At 46.1% G+C, this 19,142-nt stretch carries 17 protein-coding genes; 3 read left to right on the top strand and 14 right to left on the bottom strand.

Translation table 11 applies throughout. The annotated features are described in order from the left end of the window. Positions 1 to 53 precede the first annotated feature (53 nt). Both pyrE and J07HQW2_RS07425 read right to left on the bottom strand, forming a co-directional pair. Positions 54 to 602 carry an orotate phosphoribosyltransferase gene (pyrE, locus tag J07HQW2_RS07430; protein ID WP_021054818.1) on the bottom strand — a complete coding sequence of 183 codons (549 nt, stop codon included), beginning with the start codon at positions 600 to 602 and terminating at the stop codon, positions 54 to 56. A 190-nt stretch (positions 603 to 792) separates the two neighbouring features. Next, the gene (locus J07HQW2_RS07425) at positions 793 to 1,332 is read right to left on the bottom strand and encodes a CDP-2,3-bis-(O-geranylgeranyl)-sn-glycerol synthase (RefSeq protein WP_021054817.1); all 540 of its coding nucleotides are present in this window, start codon (positions 1,330 to 1,332) and stop codon (positions 793 to 795) included. 506 nt (positions 1,333 to 1,838) lie between these two features. Between J07HQW2_RS07425 and J07HQW2_RS07420 the strand changes: the two genes are divergently transcribed. After that, positions 1,839 to 2,465, top strand: coding sequence for a DUF502 domain-containing protein (locus J07HQW2_RS07420; protein ID WP_021054816.1), 627 nt, complete (start codon positions 1,839 to 1,841; stop codon positions 2,463 to 2,465). A gap of 243 nt (positions 2,466 to 2,708) precedes the next feature. Here J07HQW2_RS07420 and J07HQW2_RS07415 read toward each other — a convergent pair whose 3' ends face one another. The 3 genes from J07HQW2_RS07415 to J07HQW2_RS07405 form a co-directional block, all read right to left on the bottom strand. Beyond that, entirely contained in the window at positions 2,709 to 3,638 is a 930-nt protein-coding gene (locus tag J07HQW2_RS07415; protein ID WP_021054815.1) for a branched-chain amino acid transaminase, read from the bottom strand. 234 nt (positions 3,639 to 3,872) lie between these two features. Further along, complete coding sequence (ribB, locus tag J07HQW2_RS07410; RefSeq protein WP_048075543.1) at positions 3,873 to 4,565, bottom strand: 3,4-dihydroxy-2-butanone-4-phosphate synthase; 693 nt, start codon at positions 4,563 to 4,565, stop codon at positions 3,873 to 3,875. A gap of 128 nt (positions 4,566 to 4,693) precedes the next feature. Beyond that, positions 4,694 to 5,398 carry a DUF120 domain-containing protein gene (locus J07HQW2_RS07405; RefSeq protein WP_021054813.1) on the bottom strand — a complete coding sequence of 235 codons (705 nt, stop codon included), beginning with the start codon at positions 5,396 to 5,398 and terminating at the stop codon, positions 4,694 to 4,696. Positions 5,399 to 5,619: 221 nt separating this feature from the next. Here J07HQW2_RS07405 and argS point away from each other — a divergent pair, with 221 nt between their 5' ends. Both argS and prf1 read left to right on the top strand, forming a co-directional pair. After that, positions 5,620 to 7,410, top strand: coding sequence for an arginine--tRNA ligase (argS, locus tag J07HQW2_RS07400; RefSeq protein WP_021054812.1), 1,791 nt, complete (start codon positions 5,620 to 5,622; stop codon positions 7,408 to 7,410). Between the two features lie 421 nt (positions 7,411 to 7,831). After that, a complete protein-coding gene (prf1, locus tag J07HQW2_RS07395; RefSeq protein ID WP_021054810.1) occupies positions 7,832 to 9,082 on the top strand; it encodes a peptide chain release factor aRF-1 in 1,251 nt (416 codons plus the stop codon). A gap of 414 nt (positions 9,083 to 9,496) precedes the next feature. Here prf1 and J07HQW2_RS07390 read toward each other — a convergent pair whose 3' ends face one another. From J07HQW2_RS07390 to ahaH, 9 genes are all read right to left on the bottom strand, one after another. Beyond that, positions 9,497 to 10,201 (bottom strand): V-type ATP synthase subunit D, encoded by a 705-nt coding sequence (locus J07HQW2_RS07390; RefSeq protein WP_021054808.1) that lies wholly within the window; start codon positions 10,199 to 10,201, stop codon positions 9,497 to 9,499. Positions 10,202 to 10,521: 320 nt separating this feature from the next. Then, entirely contained in the window at positions 10,522 to 11,949 is a 1,428-nt protein-coding gene (locus tag J07HQW2_RS07385) for an ATP synthase subunit B (RefSeq protein ID WP_021054807.1), read from the bottom strand. A gap of 1 nt (position 11,950) precedes the next feature. Next, positions 11,951 to 13,708 carry an ATP synthase subunit A gene (locus J07HQW2_RS07380; protein ID WP_021054806.1) on the bottom strand — a complete coding sequence of 586 codons (1,758 nt, stop codon included), beginning with the start codon at positions 13,706 to 13,708 and terminating at the stop codon, positions 11,951 to 11,953. 23 nt (positions 13,709 to 13,731) lie between these two features. Next, complete coding sequence (locus J07HQW2_RS07375) at positions 13,732 to 14,061, bottom strand: V-type ATP synthase subunit F (protein WP_021054805.1); 330 nt, start codon at positions 14,059 to 14,061, stop codon at positions 13,732 to 13,734. A gap of 2 nt (positions 14,062 to 14,063) precedes the next feature. After that, a complete protein-coding gene (locus J07HQW2_RS07370) occupies positions 14,064 to 15,107 on the bottom strand; it encodes a V-type ATP synthase subunit C (RefSeq protein WP_021054804.1) in 1,044 nt (347 codons plus the stop codon). Beyond that, positions 15,104 to 15,685, bottom strand: coding sequence for a V-type ATP synthase subunit E (locus tag J07HQW2_RS07365; RefSeq protein ID WP_021054803.1), 582 nt, complete (start codon positions 15,683 to 15,685; stop codon positions 15,104 to 15,106). Before J07HQW2_RS07365 ends, J07HQW2_RS07370 begins: the two co-directional genes overlap by 4 nt. 23 nt (positions 15,686 to 15,708) lie before the next feature. Beyond that, a complete protein-coding gene (locus J07HQW2_RS07360) occupies positions 15,709 to 15,945 on the bottom strand; it encodes an ATP synthase subunit C (RefSeq protein ID WP_021054802.1) in 237 nt (78 codons plus the stop codon). Between the two features lie 405 nt (positions 15,946 to 16,350). Next, positions 16,351 to 18,693 (bottom strand): V-type ATP synthase subunit I, encoded by a 2,343-nt coding sequence (locus tag J07HQW2_RS07355; RefSeq protein ID WP_021054801.1) that lies wholly within the window; start codon positions 18,691 to 18,693, stop codon positions 16,351 to 16,353. Further along, a complete protein-coding gene (gene ahaH / locus J07HQW2_RS07350; RefSeq protein ID WP_021054800.1) occupies positions 18,680 to 19,012 on the bottom strand; it encodes an ATP synthase archaeal subunit H in 333 nt (110 codons plus the stop codon). Before ahaH ends, J07HQW2_RS07355 begins: the two co-directional genes overlap by 14 nt. Between the last annotated feature and the right edge of the window lie 130 nt (positions 19,013 to 19,142).

Raw genomic sequence — 19,142 nt, 5'->3', positions numbered from 1 at the left:
CGTGTTCAGCCGTCTGTACTCTCATTTCAGGTCGCTTCGAGTGTCTGTATATATCATGTGTCCTCTTTATCGACAAGTAAATCAGTGGCTGTCACGAGTGATTCCATTTCGATGTTATTTGACTCAAGACGCTCATGTGCACCTTCTTGTCTATCAACAACGACGAGTACACGATTAACACTCGCCCCTGCATCTCGAAGTGCATTCACCGCTTCAACTGCACTTGTTCCGGTCGTTGCAATATCTTCAATTACAACAACTTCTTCATCTGCATCCAGTCTTCCCTCAATTCGATTTCCTGTCCCGTACTGTTTTGTCTTCTTTCGAACAACGACATATGGTTGCCCTGCAACCGTACTTGTCACAGCAACGAGTGGAACAGCACCCAGTGCGACACCAGCAAGAGTCGTACCATCAACCCGGTCGGCAAACGCGGATGCGATTACCTGTAGACACTCTGGGTCAGTTTCAAATAGGTACTTGTCTACATAATATTCTGAGGTCCCCCCGTGTGAAAGTTCAAATTCACCATACTGGACAGCATCAGTATTTCGAAGGGTATCAACAATATCGTCGGTTGTCGGTGATTGTGATGGTGTCATTATCAAAGTCGTTGGTACAATCCTACTGTCCAACAAATTAAACCGGACGATTCAAGACTCATATGCACCAACTGATCTGACCACACGTGGTAGATCAAATCTACAGGTAATTATCTATTTGATACAAATGGCGCTCAAACCGAATATCGTTAAATTCTCACGTGAGTGTCAGAGGATACATCTTTCTTAATTAGTACGGTTCTTGTTTGAGTCCAAGTACATATGCTCCGGCATTTGTTCCAACGTGCAACACTGGTGTTAAAACGAGTACAGCAACCATGACAGGCAGTGTAAATGTTACAATAGTCCAACGGGGTGCAAGAACGGTCGCACAAAAAATCGCCCCAACGACGAAGTCAAGCTGATCAACGACAGGAAATGGCACTCCTCGCTGTCGACCGCTCTGACGCTTAATAAATGAGGCAGCAATATCACCAAGCATCGCCCCAAATGAAAGCCCTACAGCTGCCCCGAGCGAAAATGGCTCAAGATCAGCCCCCATACGTGTGAGAACCGGAAGTATTCCATTTAATCCAAACGCGACTGCTATCCCAACAAAGGTTCCAACAACCGTTCCCCGCCACGTCTTTCCATCACCGAGCACTCGTCGATCATCAAGTGTGCGCCCGCCATCAATCGGCGCTCCGCCGCCAGCCAGCACCGCAACGTTATTTGGAACATACGCTGGCAGCATGGTCCATACTGCAGTGGTGACTACTTCGATAATCATACTGATAAGTTATACAGAGTTCATAAAGTCAGTACTGATACGCGTTTATATGCAGTTGCTGTATTATATCTCTACCAGTAGTTAATGCATGATCACTCAGACCTGAATTAGATGACTCCATCACTACAGGAGTGACACATAGGACAATACAATGTTCAATAATTAGACCAAAGATACGTTCTGATACGTAACTAGATCAGTATTATCTATCAGTGCGTCTGTATCCATCAAGTAAATATATAAATCTTGTAATTCTGTCAGAATGGTAGATTTCATCGAAGACCGAAGATGGAGATACGCACTAGACGCTGAATTGGATTCAATATATTTTATTCAACGCTCCATATTCTCATGATTAGATCCTCCGAGAATGTATGTGTGTTATTGGTCGATAAAAAACCCAAAACTGAACCAGTGGATATCATAAATAAGTTGATTGGGAATCAACTGCAGGAATATAAATAAGAGTCACTTTATATCTTCACAGGTGAAATTTAGTACAATCAATGTCTTCCTGGAGACGTGATTTCGCGAGTGGGCTTGTCGTTGTTATTCCGATATTGGTTATACTAACCGTGGTCAATTACCTTTACTCGCGAATTGTCGGACTACCCTTCGTCCGACGACTGCAAGAGCCATTTGGATTCTTTGCTGCCATTATTATCTTTGTGATGTTAATTTTCTCTGTTGGATACTTGATGCGAACAACAGCTGGACGACTGATTGAAAATTATCTTGATGCAGCGATGAATCGTGTCCCGCTCATTCGCGTTCTGTATAATGCATCGAAACTTGCTGTCGAAACGGCACTTAGTGGCACTGAAGAGCTCCAGACGCCTGTCAAGGTCGAAACGTGGCCTGGAATGCGTATGACGGCATTTAAAACAGGAAAAACGACAGCAGATGGTCGAGAGGTGTTATTCATGCCAACCGCGCCCAATATTACCACTGGATTTATTATTGAAGTCGATACTTCAGACATCACTGAAACCGATGAGACTGTTGAGGAGGCACTGACACGAACATTATCAGCTGGGTTCGGGGATGGGGATGAGAATCGTAATACAGGCACTGATATCTCTGCAGGAGCCGACTTTGGTAATACTGGAAACATCGACTCAACAGATAAGTAGTGGGACTACGAGAATGAGGACGACTGCATTAATTAAAAACTACAGACGTATGTTGTTTTAGTGGACCACTTCGGAATCAATCCTTATAACATTCGCCTCAATAGACTCTAATCTCATATTTACACCTGTCATATACTGCCTACGTTTAGTTTATTTGAGTCTCCCAGGATGAATTAGTCTCAAATAATCAACAGTCGATTCCGACAAAGATATATGATGATTCAGATAGCCGGCGCGTACAGCTCAGACATAACTAAACCACTCTGCATGTGCATCTGTCTCTCGATTAATAAGATCAAAGAATGCCTGTTGGAGTTCCTCTGTCACTGGACCTCTGCCTCCATCTCCAATTACAACATTGTCGACCTTTCGAATTGGTGTCACCTCAGCAGCTGTACCGCTGAAAAACAACTCATCAGCAGTATTAAGCTCACCACGTGATATCGTTGCACGGTCATGGACAGTGTATCCTCGATCTTGAGCAAGTTCAATGACAGTATCACGAGTTATTCCATCGAGAATGCTTTCTGAAAGCCCTGGTGTATATATTTCTCCGTCACGAATCATAAAGATGTTTTCTCCAGGACCCTCTGCAACATTACCCTCCTTATTAAGTACAATCGCCTCAGTATATCCGTTTCGTCGTGCTTCTTCGCCAGCAAGCAATGAATTTACATACAGACCGGTCGTTTTTGCGTTCGTCGGAATCTGACTTGATGCGTGCTTTCGCCACGAGGAAATCATCACTTCAACACCATTCGTAAGTGCCTCCTCACCAAGGTATGCTCCCCACGGCCATGCAGCAATTGCAACGTCAACTGGATTATCGCCCGGACTCACGCCAAGTGAACCATACCCGTAGAATGCGACCGGGCGGATATAACATGACTCTAATTGTTCTCGACGAAGTAGTTCTAATGTTGCTTCTGTGAGCTCCTCTCGCGTGTATGGGATCTCCATATCATATGGTTGTGCTGATTGGTACAACCGTTCGAGATGTTCATCCCATCGAAAGATTGCAGGACCATTTTGCGTATCATAACACCGCACACCTTCGAAAACACCCGTCCCATAGTGAAGTCCGTGCGTAAGAACATGTACCGTTGCATCATCCCAATCGACAAACGACCCATCCTGCCAGATCGTTTCGACATCCATCTCGTTAAAATCCATATGTCGTCGTTTGCGGTCTGACGTATAAAGAGTGCCCGACAACAGCTTTTCAATAATCGTCTTACTCAGTCCGTATGCGATAATTATAAATTATCACTCATTTCGTTTGTAAGTCGACGATCGATTTCTTATGTATACAATGAATTCAAATCAAATATACTGATACTATCCAAGTTGATCATCACCCGATATAAATAGTACTGATGATCGTCATAGATATGCTGTATACGAACCCTAAGCTAGTTCTTCAACTAATGTAGCCCCATCAATAAATGCCATATCGTTCTCGGCGGCGTATGTCTGTGCATCGGCGGGTGCCGTTGCGTTTCCAGTTGTATCATCAAGCATCTCACAGACAACAACCGCCGGTGCGCAGTCAGCCACATCAGCAAGTGCAAGTCCTAGTTCTGTGTGACCTCTTCGGTCCGATAATAACCCTGGTGCTCCCCGAAGCACATTGACGTGTCCAGGCGTCCGGAATTCAGCCGCAAAGTCCTCAGCAGTGTATTTACCGGTATCTGCTGCTGCTGCAATGACACCAAGACGCTGAATTGTCTTTGCCCGATCATCATCAGTGATACCAGTGAATGTTTCACGATGATTCACCGGCAATGAAAATGATGAGCGAGTATCATACCCAAGGTCATGATCTGCTGTGGCAGGGTGTTCCAATACATCCTCTAAGAACGGCAACTCAAGCGTTGTTGCAACAGCATCCGATACTGCAGTGCAGATCAATCCCCCAGCATCATTGCGAAGCCGAGCGATGGCATCTGCATCAATAGCGCGAGCAGGATAGATGATATCGGTCTCACCTTCCCGGTCGGTAAAATCGTGAATAAGCACCGGCTCATCGTTGCTAAATGCTGTCACCGCATCGGCAATGACCTCACTCGATTCAATATGTGTGTTAGTTGTAGTATCCATATTAGCAGCACCCGGATTAATATCGGTATTCGTATGCACTTCTATGAGACCGTGATCTGAATATTGTTCTTTTAGACATATTCATTTATTATCCATCACAGCTACTGTGTTATTGAATTGCGATAAACTCATTCTTTAGGTTTTAATCGCACTGTAAGGTTCTCTCCGTCGGTAAGATTCAAACTATCCCGAAGCCGATTTGGCGCGATAACTTCAAGTTGTGTCTCATCATGATGCGTTCGCTCCGGGACAATAATATGTGCCGTTCCTGCAGTTTTCTCAGTGAGTATAATCTCAGCCGGGTAGCATGTTGCTGGACCAAACGTTCGTTCTTCATCCTCCCAGCCGTCGATTTGAATCCCCGTGAGAGACGAAACAGCCGCCCGTGTTCGCGTACTATCATCATCAAGATCAATATTAAGCGTTCCAGGGAATGGCTCATATCCAAGTCGCTCTTCGAACTGCTCCATATACCCGGATAATGAGATATAATGACGTCCTTCACCCATCCCGCTTGTGACGGTTCCAGCGAGTTCAACAACTGATGAGTTGTCTTCAAATATCTCCTGATACTGTGTATACTCTTTATGAAGCGCTGTTTCACCGTCTTCGGTCAGTGAAACCCACTGTCCATCCGTGACAACGTCACGGTCAAGATACCCTGCCGTCTGAAGTCGTCGAAGTCGTCGTGATGCAGTCTGAGTTGACACCTCAAGTTGGTCACTCAGTCCTGAGCAAGATATTTTGATCGGCTCTGATCGTGCCCCTTCTAAGGCAACGAATTTCAATGCCGCAAGTTCATCATGACCAACGGCTGTCGTCGACTCTGACATTACTATACTTATAGCTTGATGCATGTTAAGAATAACGGGTATGTGATGCTTCTCAAAATTGATATGTACTAACATACGATCAAAAATCCAATACCAGAAATTAATCACTTGTATAGAGTCAGCTGGCGTGATCACAGTATCAAATATTGATTCATGATCACAGTGAGTATGCTTCTATTTTGTTCGGAAAAGTCTTTAATTACTCTTTATAAATATGAGATATGTTCAGAGCTTTTCGGTCGGAGGTGGAACACGCAATTGAATCAGCCCTGCAAACACTTGCATTCCCGACCGATGATTTAGGGGTGGAGACGCCGCCTAAGGATGTTCCAGCAACGCTCGCTTCGAGCGTCGCATTTCGTCTTGCGAGATCTGCCAACGACTCACCACCAGTTGTGGCAGATGATATCGCTGCCGCTATTGATCTTGATCCTGACTCTCAGAGTTATGAGTACATTGAGCATGTGGATACGCGCGGACCATACGTTAATTTTCATGTCAACGATGAATACTATACGGATACGCTTGCCGCTGGGCAGGATCCCGAATACGGACACCTTCCTGATACCGGTCAGTCTGTTGTTGTCGAGCATACGAGTGCAAATCCAACAGGACCAATCCATGTTGGACGCGGGCGAAATACGATCTTTGGCGACGCAGTCGCTCGATTACTCGAATACAATGGCGACACTGTGGATCGGCATTATTATCTCAATGACGCTGGTCGCCAGGTAGGCGTATTCACTTGGGCATACGAGAAATTTGATCCTGATTCACTTCCAGATCCAGAGCGTGACCGCATCGATTATGAACTTGTCCGGTACTATCGTCGTGGTAATGAATTTCTTGAAAATGCCGATGATACTGCTGTCGAATCCGCTGAGGCTGAGATTGCAGCGATAATTAATGGTCTCGACGCAGGCGACACTGAGACGTATGAACGCGTCGAGACTGTTGTGGATCAAGTTATTGAAGGCATGCAACTTTCATTTGGACGCCTTTCAGCAGCATTTGATGAATTCATCAAAGAGACACGGTTTATCCGGAATGGAGATGCCGATGCCGTAGTTGAACGACTCAAAGCCGCTGATTCCGCGGTTTATGAGGATGATGCGTGGCAGATTGATCTCAGTTCGCACGATATTGAAAAAAATCTCGTTTTTCTTCGTTCTGACGGGACAACATTGTACACGACACGTGATCTCGCTCATCACGAATGGAAGTTTAATAATTATGACGCTTCAGTGACCGTTCTTGGTGAGGATCACAAACTCCAGGCTGAGCAGCTTGATGCGACCCTTCAGATCCTTGGAAATGACACCGATCAACTCAGGCAACCGTTTTATTCATGGGTTAACCTTCCGGAAGGCGGTATGTCGACTCGCGAGGGAACTGGTGTTGATCTTGATGATTTACTTGATGAAGCCATCGCTCGTGCTCGTCAAGAAGTATATGATAGACTTGATTCACGCGATCGTGATGACTCTCTCACCGACGATGATATCGATCGCATTGCCCGACAGGTTGGTGTCGGTGCTGTTCGATATGATATTGTCTCGAAACAACCAACAAAAGGAATAACCTTCGAGTGGGACCGCGCGCTTGATTTTGAAGCACAATCTGCACCATATATTCAGTATGTCCACGCACGCTGCTGTGGTATTGAAGCGGAAGTTGAATCGAGTACAACTCTCAATATTGCTGATTTCACATCTGAGTCGATACCTGGCGCTACAGCACTTCATTCGGACGCTGAGCGTGCACTCCTTCGAGAGATCGCTCGATTCCCGTCAGTTGTCGAATCAGCAGCGACAGATCTTGAGCCACACGTTGTTGCCACATTCGCTCGCTCATTCGCCGAACAGTTCAATACATTCTATCGTGAATGCTCGGTGTTGAACGCAGAGAGTGAAGCCGTGACTGCGGCTAGAATCGCTCTTGTCCGCGCCGCTCGCAATACCGTTGCAAATGCGCTCGATATCGTCGGCGTTGACGCACCCCAATCTATGTAATGTAGTACACCATATCTGCTAGCTATTTCATCTGCTCTGCCGTGCCGTCGGTAAAATACTCCCCGTGACAGCTGCTGATAATTATCTGAGAATGGAACCCATGAGATCTTCATTATCATTGAATCGGGTGTCACTACCAGCGTTGTCAGTAGCTGCTGAGATACCACACCAATCTAGGTAATCAGCGATCCACCAACGAAAAAAACAGTCGCTGCACCTGCACCAAGCGTAATAAGTAAAAACATAATCAGCCACCAAAACGGCACCCCAGAATTAGTATCATCAGCTGCCATACTCCTGATTCATTGCAGAGAATAAAAGAAGCTCCTGTTTCGCTTTTCAAAATCATTGTATTACCGCATACTGGCTCTTATCTGCTATAGTCGCAGCATACTTACCGCCGAATATAGAAAGATAATCAATGAGTACCGACACCGAAAACGTGAGCAAGGACCGTCGTAAGTACGAGTTCCGAAAAGTTATCGAGGAACTTAGAGAGTACGAAGGGTCTGGTACGCAACTTGTTACGATCTATATTCCGCCTGATAGGCAAGTCTCCGATGTCGTCGCTCATGTTACACAGGAACACTCCGAAGCAGCCAATATTAAATCAAAACAAACACGCACAAACGTCCAAGACGCACTTACCTCAATTAAAGACCGACTCCGATATTATGATACATACCCGCCAGATAATGGTATTGTCTTATTCTCTGGCGCTGTCAGCACAGGTGGTGGACAGACGACAATGGTGACTCGGTCGCTTGAGAGCCCACCTGAGCCAATCCAATCATTCCGATATCATTGCGATTCTGACTTTTTAACAGACCCGCTTGAGAATATGCTTGCTGATAAGGGTTTGTTCGGACTTATTGTTCTTGATCGTCGAGAAGCAAATGTAGGATGGTTAAAAGGAAAACGTGTTGAGCCGGTCAAATCAGCGTCGTCGCTTGTTCCAGGAAAGCAACGAAAAGGTGGTCAATCCGCACAACGATTTGCCCGCCTCCGGCTTGAGGCAATTGATAATTTCTATCAGGAAGTCGCTGGGATGGCGGATGATCTCTTTGTTCCGAAGCGACATGAGATAGATGGCGTACTGGTCGGTGGTCCCTCACCGACAAAGGATGAGTTCTTGGATGGAGATTATCTTCATCATGAACTTGGAGACGTCGTTGTCGGGAAATTTGATGTTTCTTATACGGATGAATCGGGGCTACACGATCTTGTTGACTCTGCTCAGGAGGTTCTCGCTGATCAGGAGGTAATGAAAGACAAAGCCGAGATGGAAGAGTTCTTTGAGAAACTTCATGGCGGTGAGGAAGCAACATATGGCTTTGAACCGACGCGACAAAATCTCATGATGGGATCCGTTGATAGACTCCTACTTTCTGAGGATCTTCGATCTGATGTCGTCGTGTATGAATGTCCTGACGAGCATGAGGAGTATGAGGTAATTGATCGTCGACATGATGACCCAGATCACACCTGTAGTGACTGTGGAAGTACGTCTGAGAAGGTTAAACGAGAGGATGTCATTGAATATCTGATGAGTATCGCCGAACAGCGTGGTACTGAAACAAAGTTCATTTCGACTGATTTTGAGAAAGGCGAGCAATTACACGATGCCTTCGGTGGCATTGCTGGGATTCTTCGATACGCAACCGGAATATAATTGAATCAGTTTCCGTATACTGCAATGTTGATGAATCATTATCTTGGAACATCGCTAAGCTATATTAATTGGACGTTGGGCTCTTTATTTACAGTTACATTCCCAACGTCACAATTGACACGCTTAGAGTGGATGATTACATTATGACTTGATTTTATCTTTCTACGCTGACGTGTACCCGCGAGTGAAGTCCAAAAATATCTATCCAATACACGCGAGCGGCAAGTCCTTGGCTAATATTGTAGAGTTCTCAGCATAGTTGTATCTATTAATCAATGTGCATTATAAAAGTCAAATATGTATACCGATCGTGTTACAATTGTTATGTTAATCATCTTTCTCTGAGCACCTTGCACGGTTAGACCCGCAAGACCTCTGTATACTTAATATTTTGAGACCGTATTCGGAACTGGATTAATCGTCTGCCGGCGTTTGAACAACAGTTTCATCGGTTGTTTCAGACTCGTCTTCTTCTTGCTCTTCCTCTTCTTCCTCAGCTTCTTTTTTGTTCTTGATTTTCTTGAGTCTGAAAATCTCTTCACGTTCCTGTTCTTCGAGCTTCTGCTCGATATACTCTTTATTTTCATAGAGATCTGGCAGAAGCTTGAATTCCAATGCATTGACTCGACGCTTCGTAGTTTCAATCTCTTCGAGCATTTTTTTCATCGCTGTTTCAACTTCTGCGGCTAGAATGATTGTCTCTATGAGCTCTTCATACGCATCCGCAGCCTCATCGATACGTGCAGATGATCCAAGAAGTCCATATCCGCGCTGATCTAGTGATTTTTTGACACGCGATGATTCGATCTGTGGAACCACAACTCCCATTATATTCTTTGATCGTGTTGTGATCTCAGGATAATCCTCTAATGCGGCAGCAGCACCTCGAACGGCAACGTCGCCCTCCATCGCTCGTGCCATATTCAGTTTTTGCTGCGCAGTCTCATAATTAGTATTCAGATCTGCGCGGACATCCTGTGCCTGATCAAGAATATCCATAAACTCCATGATCAGTCCATCACGCTTCTGTTCAAGCGTATCATGACCGCGCTCGGAAAGCTGGATCCGATCGTCAATTGCCATCAGATTCTTTCGGGTTGGTTTGACGTCCTCAGCCATTTATACAATATAATTACGCACAGAGATGCTAAAGGTTTTGAATTACTGAATCGACATATATGAACATTATGTGGCGGTGTAATATACTCTCGATTGTATCGTAGTCACCGCAGTGAATTCCCCGTTTATATGATTAGCTGACTATGTGCTTTTGTATGTATGCACTTCGAATATCATACGGATATTCGAGACATCAGACATGGTTGTACCCTTTGTTCTCATATCGCTTAGTCATCTCTCTGATATTGCTACATGAGAGGTGTGAGTGCTAGTGCTACAACACCATGTCTGCGATAAAAACCGTACTTATGATTTTATAATTACTCTACAGCGACTTCTGCTGTTTCACCAGCGGTCTCTTCGCGATAATACTTCTCGATGAGGTCTTCATCAATCCGATTAAGTTCTTCTTTCGGAAGCATCGATAGGAGGTCCCATCCAATCTCAAGTGTCTCATCAACTGACCGATTTATATCGAATCCCTGATCAATGAACTCTGTCTCGAAACGGTCAGCAAAGTCGAGATACTTATTATCACGATCTGAAAGCGCCTCACGTCCAACAATATTCACCAGATCGCGAAGGTCCTCACCTTCAGCGTATGCAGCATACATCTGATCAGAAACATCAGCATGGTCTTCACGAGTCAATCCCTCACCAATTCCATCATCCATCAAGCGTGATAGACTTGGAAGAACATTAACCGGTGGTTGAACGCCTTGACTGTTCAGATCGCGGTCAACGTAGATTTGTCCTTCTGTAATATACCCAGTTAGATCTGGGATTGGGTGAGTATCATCGTCACCTGGCATCGTGAGAATTGGAATCTGTGTCACAGATCCTTCACGCCCTTCAATACGTCCAGCGCGTTCATATAGCGTCGCCAAGTCAGTGTACATATATCCAGGATATCCACGTCGTCCAGGAACTTCCTCGCGGGCAGCACCAATTTCACGAAGAGCCTCACAGTAATTCGTCATATCGGTCAGAATCACAAGAACGTGATATCCCTTGTCAAATGCAAGATACTCCGCCGTTGTCAGGACCATCCGGGGAGTAACAGTCCGTTCGACAGCTGGGTCGTCTGCAAGATTCATGAAGACGACTGAGCGCTCGAGTGCACCAGTACGCTCGAAGTCCTCCATGAACTCATTTGCCTCCTCTGCGGTGATTCCCATTGCTCCAAAGATCACAGCAAATTCTGACCCATCGTCTGTATCATCATCTGCGTTTTCCTCCTCAGGCACTGATGCCTGTCTGGCAATCTGTAACGCTAGGTCATTGTGTGGCAGTCCAGACCCAGAGAAGATCGGCAGCTTCTGTCCACGAACGAGCGTGTTCATACCATCGACGGCAGCAACGCCTGTTTCAATGAATTCTTCGGGATATTCCCGAGCATATGGATTGATGGCAGCACCAACAATCTCTCGACGCTCATCAGCAAGAATCTCTGGACCACCATCAATTGGCTGTCCTGACCCATCAAGTACTCGCCCCAACAGGTCTTCTGTGACTTTCATCTTGAGCGTCTCGCCGGCGAAACGAACCGATGCGTTTGTATCAATTCCTGACGTTCCCTCAAAAACCTGGATCGCAACGATCCCATCCTCAGACTCAAGTACTTGTCCTCGCTTGATATCACCGTTTGGCGTTTCAATCTCGACGATCTCATCATAGCCAATCGGTTCATCAACTTCAGCGTATATTAGTGGACCACTAATTTCGGTGACGGTTTGATATTCTTTCATCTCAGTAAAGCTCCTGTAGTTGTGTGGCGATGTCTTCTTTGAGTGTCGCGATATACTCCTCGTAATCTTCTTGTACACCAATCCGGTTCAGACGTGGTGTCGCATCGATGTTGACAATCTCATCGACTGGCACTCCAGCATCAAGTGCCTCAAACGCTTCATCATTGAATCGATGAATCGCTGTCACGGTAAGATACGTTTTTTCTGGGGAACAGTATGTATCAACCGGATGGAAAGCGTTCTGTTGAAGATATGACTCACGCAGATATCGTGCGACCTCAAGTGTAAGCTGTTGATCGTCCGGTAATGCGTCCTTTCCGACAAGTTGAACAATTTCTTGTAGTTCACTTTCCTCATCAAGTACGTCAACAGCCCACTGCCGCTCTTCCGGCCAGTCATCTTCGACGTTCTCTTGGAACCATGGGTCCAGTTGCTCTTTATACAGCGAGTATGACTCATCCCAATTAATCGATGGGAAATGCCGACGTTCAGCAAGATCAGCATCCAGTGCCCAGAATGTCTTCACAATTCGAAGCGTATTTTGAGTGACTGGCTCTGAGAAATCTCCCCCTGGCGGGGACACAGCACCGATTGCCGAGACTGATCCTTCGGTCCCATTGACATTCTCGAAGTAGCCCGCTCGTTCATAAAACTGCGCTAATCGTGCTGCAAGATACGCAGGATATCCTTCTTCACCGGGCATTTCTTCAAGTCGTGAGGAAATCTCACGCATTGCCTCAGCCCATCGTGATGTAGAATCAGCCATCAATGCAACATCATATCCCATGTCACGGTAGAATTCTGCAATGGTGATTCCTGTATACACACAGGATTCACGCGCAGCGACCGGCATATTCGATGTGTTGGCAATGAGCGATGTTCGTGCCATGAGCGGGTTTCCGGTCGATGGATCTTCAAGCTCGGGGAAGTCATCGATGACCTCTGTCATCTCATTCCCGCGCTCTCCACATCCAACATAAATAATGATGTCTGCATCAGCGTATTTCGCCAATTGATGTTGTGTGACTGTCTTTCCAGACCCAAACGGTCCTGGAATCGCTGCTGTTCCGCCCTTTGCGATTGGGAAGAGTCCATCAAGAATTCGTTGTCCAGAAATGAGTGGCTCACGCGGGGTTTTCTTCTCGACAGCTGGTCGAGGTTCTCGAACTGGCCACTCCTGTCGCATCTGGACTGATTCATCACTTGAAAGCTCGACAACAGTCTCCTCAACTGTGAATTCACCAGAGTTGACAGCGGTTACCTCACCACCCTCATAATTCGGTGGGACGAGTACCTTATGATCAATTGTTACTGTCTCTTCGACGACACCAACTTCATCACCGGATTCAACAACATCACCCTCAGTGACAGTTGGCTCAAATTCCCATTTTTTATTTAGCTCAATTCCTGGCGCATCAACACCTCGATCAAGATATGGACTTCCCATCTTGTCTTCAAGAATATCGAGTGGACGCTGAACGCCATCATAAATCGTATCAAGTAATCCCGGACCAAGATCAACACTGAGCGGCTCGCCTGTGTTTCTGACCGGTTCATCAGGACCAATTCCTGATGTCTCTTCATACACTTGCACTGTCGTGACGTTATCTTCAATCTCGATGACTTCACCCATCAGCCCCTCGTCACCTACATAGACAACATCATTCATTCGGGCATCAAGTCCACGCGCGGTCACGACAGGACCACTTACACTTCTGATAACGCCATCCTCACGGACTGCTTGTTCTGTCTGGCTCATAAGATAAATTATGTTGAGTTACGTTATGATTCGTCTTCTTCCATCAGGTCAATCCCAATGGCTCGTTTGATTTGATCACGAAGGCCGCCAGCACCTGCCCCACCACCAAGAGTCACAAGCGTCGGCTCGATGCTTGTCTCGACATCTTCGCGGATCGTTCGAGATAGGTGCTCAAGATCGTCAGTATGCATTACAATGATTCCAACATCATCATCACCAAGCGCCGACTGCACGGCTTCATCAAGCTGTTCGTCTTTATTTTCGTCTGGGACAGTTTCGAACTTTCGGACACCAGCAAGCCGGAATCCTGTTGTGAACTCTGGACTGCCGACGACCGCAATCTCCTGACTCATCGCTACATAAACTCCTGCTCAATCTCATCATCACTCAACCCTGCTTCACGTCCACGGGCAATCGCACGAATATTATCGACTTCCCGCTCTTTCGCAAGGATGTATGATACAATAGGGGTAACCGATAGTGGATGTACCGTTCCGAGCGTATCGGAGTATTCTAACAAAGCATTATCAAGTGCGCGTTCGAACTGAATAAGACTGTCTGCGGTCTCAATCCGATTGAGTGCCTCAGAAAGGTCATCGCCGTACCGAGACTGACGGATTGCCTCGATAAGTTCGGTCCTATTTTGTGCGAGTGTTGCAAGTTCAGTTGCAGTGAACAGCGATCCACCCTCGATATAGTACGCTGCAGGGTCAATGTCTGCACCGCTCTGTGCAAGTCTGAACGTGTTCTGAACATTTCGAAAGTCAACTTCAGCTTGAAGAAATTCCCGATATTGTGCTGTCGCCTCATCAACTGTCAGATCAGCGAGTAACTGCTCGTAGTATGTTCGATCGACAGCGTTCTCAAGCGGTATGAGCACCCCACTCTCATCATAATCATCATATGCTCTCTCAAGCTCTGATCCATAGATAGTTCCTGCTGCCGATAATTGCTCGACAATCTCTTCAATACTACCCGCATCAAGAAGAGTGTCGAGAAGGGTATCATCAAACTCGCCCGCTCGGATTAAATCATCATCAACAGTATTAGCTTCTGCTCCTGAGTAGATACCACGAATTAGTGTCTTAATATTCCACGCATCAAACTTTCTCAAATATCGTGCGATAAGATCGTATAGACGACCGTTCGCCCACTTGAGTAAGTCATCGAACTGTCTTGCAAGATTCTGATTTAGCGCATATTCAATGAGATCAACACCGGAGTACCGAGAGCCGAGTGCATTGATCTCTCGCTCATAATCTGATTCTTCCATCAGACGGGCGATTTCTGCGGGGGTCATCCGAACTAACTTACGATACTCCTCATCGTCATACAATGCGCTTCCCCGTGCTTTGACCCGCGCCGTTACATACTCTGGATTCGAACCTGATGCACTCATTGGTCAAATAACTGTTCGCTGACGTCTCCAAGCGTTTCTTCCCAGACAGTGTCGAGAATCGAATCGAATGTGTTATTCACTCGAACACGTGAGCGCTGCCCCTCAGCAACAACTCCTCCAAGACAATCATACTCACCGGCATACTCCGCTCTTTCGTACTCCTCTAATAATGAATTGAGGAGATTGGTATCATCAGCACGAGCATAAATCTTGACTGTCTCATCGTCATCAAACTCGGAAATCGCTGCGGTCAATAATGGCTCGGTTAATCTCTCTCGTCTTGTCCCTGATACTGATGCAAGCTCACTTTCAACATGATCAAGAACATCATCAAGAATATCACGTCGTGCTTCTAGACGGTTTTGCTTTGCCTCGAGATTTGCACTTGAGAGTGCTTGCTCACGTTCCCGCTCGATTTGTTCTTCAATTTCACTTTTTCGTTTTTCAAGGATAGCCTCTGCATCAGATTCTGCATCGCTAATGATCTTTTCTACGCGCTCATCGGCATCTGCTTGAATTTCGTTTGCACGCGCGCGCGCTTCGCCCCGAATATCTTCGACGACAGTGTCCAGACTCATTGATAAAAACCCAACGAGAAGAATTATATCAGGAAGAACCCGACGAGCGCGAGAATGAGAATCGTCTCTGGAAGGACAGTAAGAATCAGTCCGGTGACAAAGAGACTGTCATCCTCTGCGATAGCACCCATTGCAGCGGCGCCAATTCCACGCTCTGCGTACCCCGCGCCGAGGGCGGCAAGACCAAGAGCAATTGCGGCGGCGGCATTCGGTTCGATAGCTGGTGCGGTTTCCTGAGCCTGCTGTAGTAGTCCAATCATTGTATTAAATCACGACCGTGTTGTCGTTTCCGAACATACGTAGATGGACAGACAAATATCATAAAGCTTCTCAAATGCACCGACTGTAAATACAGCACGGATAGATTCTATCTAACATACTGACATAACGCCAATAGCTATTCATGCTGACAACAAAGCGAGTACACGTTTTACTCGAGATGGTGCCGTATTGTAGTTCTATTATATGTCAGAATTTGGGAAATATTAGTATGCTGTATTCCTGATTGTTTACAAAAAATCCGGGTGACTAACCGTTGCGCTATTACGATCTACATGTTCACAGCTTGGTATGTCAATATACTATGTGGTTACACGCACATAATATCGTCTGTATCGATCAGACTCAAAATATAACAAAAACGAAAACCAAAATTAAAATTAGATTTAGTCTTCAGTTGTGAATTCTCGTTCGTACCCGAATGGGCTATATTCGCGTCCCCCACCGTCATAGAACTTATTGAAGAATTCCACATACTCAAGTCGAACTGCTTGCAGTCCTGCGCTTGTAACACCAAGCGCCAGAACAAGGATATGACCAAGTATAAGAACGACCAATCCAATCAAAATCGTCGCTGCATCACCATGGATGAGCCCTCCAAACATAACATCAGTGACCTCATGCCCATGATATACTTCCCCAACCTGTGGCATTTTCTCAAGCCCAAAGTGCCACTCTGCTCCATCACCAGCATTCGTGACATAAACACCGAAGAACAGAAGATTCACAGTAAACGCCATTGCTGCTTTAGCAAGTAAGACTGCAGCAAGTCGTGTGTATGATAACACATTGACAAGAATATTGAGAAATTCAATCGCTTCGACTGGTTCACCAACTGCAAGAAGAACAAGCCCCAACACAAATATTGCGAGTGGGACTGTGATTGCTCCCATACCTGGAATGGTGAATACCTCCATTGCAGGGAATCCATTGAATCCAAGCGGTAGCACACCCTCAGCCGAGAACGTTGTGTAAATAAACTCTGGAGCAACCGGGCGAAGTGCATCGCTGAACACCCATATCCAGAATCCATTCATCATCAAGAGCCATGAACCATTCTCAAGAAACGCATCCTTTGCACCATGAAGTTCGATATCTTCAAAGAGTCCGAAAATCCATGCAATATTGAGATGAACAACTCCGACTAATACGCTCACAACGAGCCATCCACGAGCCCATTCGATACCAGCCGGTGAGAGACCCTTTTCAATCGGAGCGTGTGAGAGTCCAACCACTCCTTCCCAAAGGTATGTTGCAACAAGATGGAGTCCGAACACTTCCCCATATAGAATCCCAAAGATAATGGTGAAAATACCTGCAGTGATCGTTATACCACCCATGCTGCGGAACGCTGGGCGGTCTGTAAATCTAGAGCTAGTGTAGAGGAAATAACCAATGACGGTGTATATTAATCCATATCCGAGGTCTCCGATCATAAATCCGAAAAATGCTGGGAATGTCAAAAACAAAATGATAGTCGGATCAAACTCATAATAACTCGGTCGGTTGACTGCTTGAACAAGGATTTCAAATGGTTTGACCGCACCTGGGTTGTCTTGTACCGTCGGCGGTTCATCATCGTCCATGACGACCGCAGTCCCACCATCGGCACGAGCATCTGAGTCAATATCGCCTCCATCTGCGGCTGTCGGGGCTGGTGCGCCTGCGTTGCCACCACCACCACTTCCTGCAGGGATATCTTCACGTACATGATCATCTCCGCTTGCAGAGAACGTTGCACGCTCAATTTCATCAACTTGAGCGTGGTCACCAACAGCTTCAGCGAGCGCTTGCCTCAGTTCGTCATACCGCGAACTGGGGATCCATCCCTCGGCAATAAATGCATTCGCTGTTGTTGCAAATGATAATGGTGCTTCTGCTTTTTCGGCATCAATTGCCAGTTTTTCTTCTGCAGCAAGAAGAAATCCAGCAGTATCGGCGCGTTCATTCTCCAATTCCTCTTCAATCTCCTGGAACTTTTGTTCCAACTGCTGACGCCTCTGTTCAAGATTACGAACATACTCTTTCGGCGATAACTGCTTGGTATCACTGTCGAAAACAGTATTATCTCCAGATGCTGTGACTGTATCTGTCTCAGTCGTGATTGGTGTTGGTAGATCGACTGAGACAAACTCAGTACCCACAAGTACATCAGTGAGTGCTGTATCACTTGCGGCATCCGTCGGACGGGCAAAGATAGCCAATACATCACTGCCAGTAAATATCTCATACGTGCTGAGTGAATCAGCACTATCGATTGCTCGTTCGACTGATTGCTGATCGCCACGACCAATAGCCACCTGTAGCGTGTCATATCCGGTAAGTAAATCCAGATCAACGCCAAGTTCAATAAATGGCTCTGCGGCTTCAATTCGATCTTCGATTTCTCGGAGTTCTTGTCTTAATTCTTGTCGGCGGTCATCAAGCTGATTAACCGTTGTTCGAATTGATTCGAGTTCTTCGGAAATTTCTTCATCAGTAACGATTCGTGTTGGTCCAGCGTCTGCGTCATCAACATTGAGGATACTTTTCAGTGAACGAACCGTCACAAGCTTGTCTGCGGCTGTTTCTGCGCCCTGAACTGACCTACCAGGGTCAAATCCATCCCATGACCCGTCATAATCAGTAATATGGAATAGATTGAGATCATGTGTCGCTTCAATGACCGTTTCCAATACTTGTTTGGACCCAGTCACCGACACCCTACTCATCTGTTCAGGTCTGATCATTTACTTCCTGTTCAAACTGATTAATTGTATACTCAACGGCTTCATCAACTCGGTCCTCTGCAGATTCAATCAATTGCTCTCGTGCTGTTTTTCCATCCTCGATAATTTGCTCGCGCTCAGTCTCAATTTCCTTGCGGGCTTCCGAGAGCCGTTTGGATTCGTATTCATCAGCTTCTTGTTGTGCCTTTTCGCGAATCGTCTCAGCCTCCTCTTCGGCGGACGCAATACGCTTTTCGCGCTCAACCTCGGCCTCGTCGATGATTTCTGCTGCCTCATCTTCGGCTACTTTGATCCGTTCGAGAACCTCTGGTCTCGGCATGCTCGTATCAATAAAATAGTTTGTAACCGGGATATAAGGTGTTTCCGGAACGATAGTACCAATCCCATTAGCTATCAAGTAACCCGACTTGCCGTAGGACCGGGTAACAACTCTATATACCAATTTTGAG

Origin of the sequence: Haloquadratum walsbyi J07HQW2 (assembly GCF_000415985.1) — an archaeon.
Classification (GTDB): domain Archaea; phylum Halobacteriota; class Halobacteria; order Halobacteriales; family Haloferacaceae; genus Haloquadratum; species Haloquadratum walsbyi_B.
This window is presented reverse-complemented; position numbering and strand designations above follow the sequence as displayed.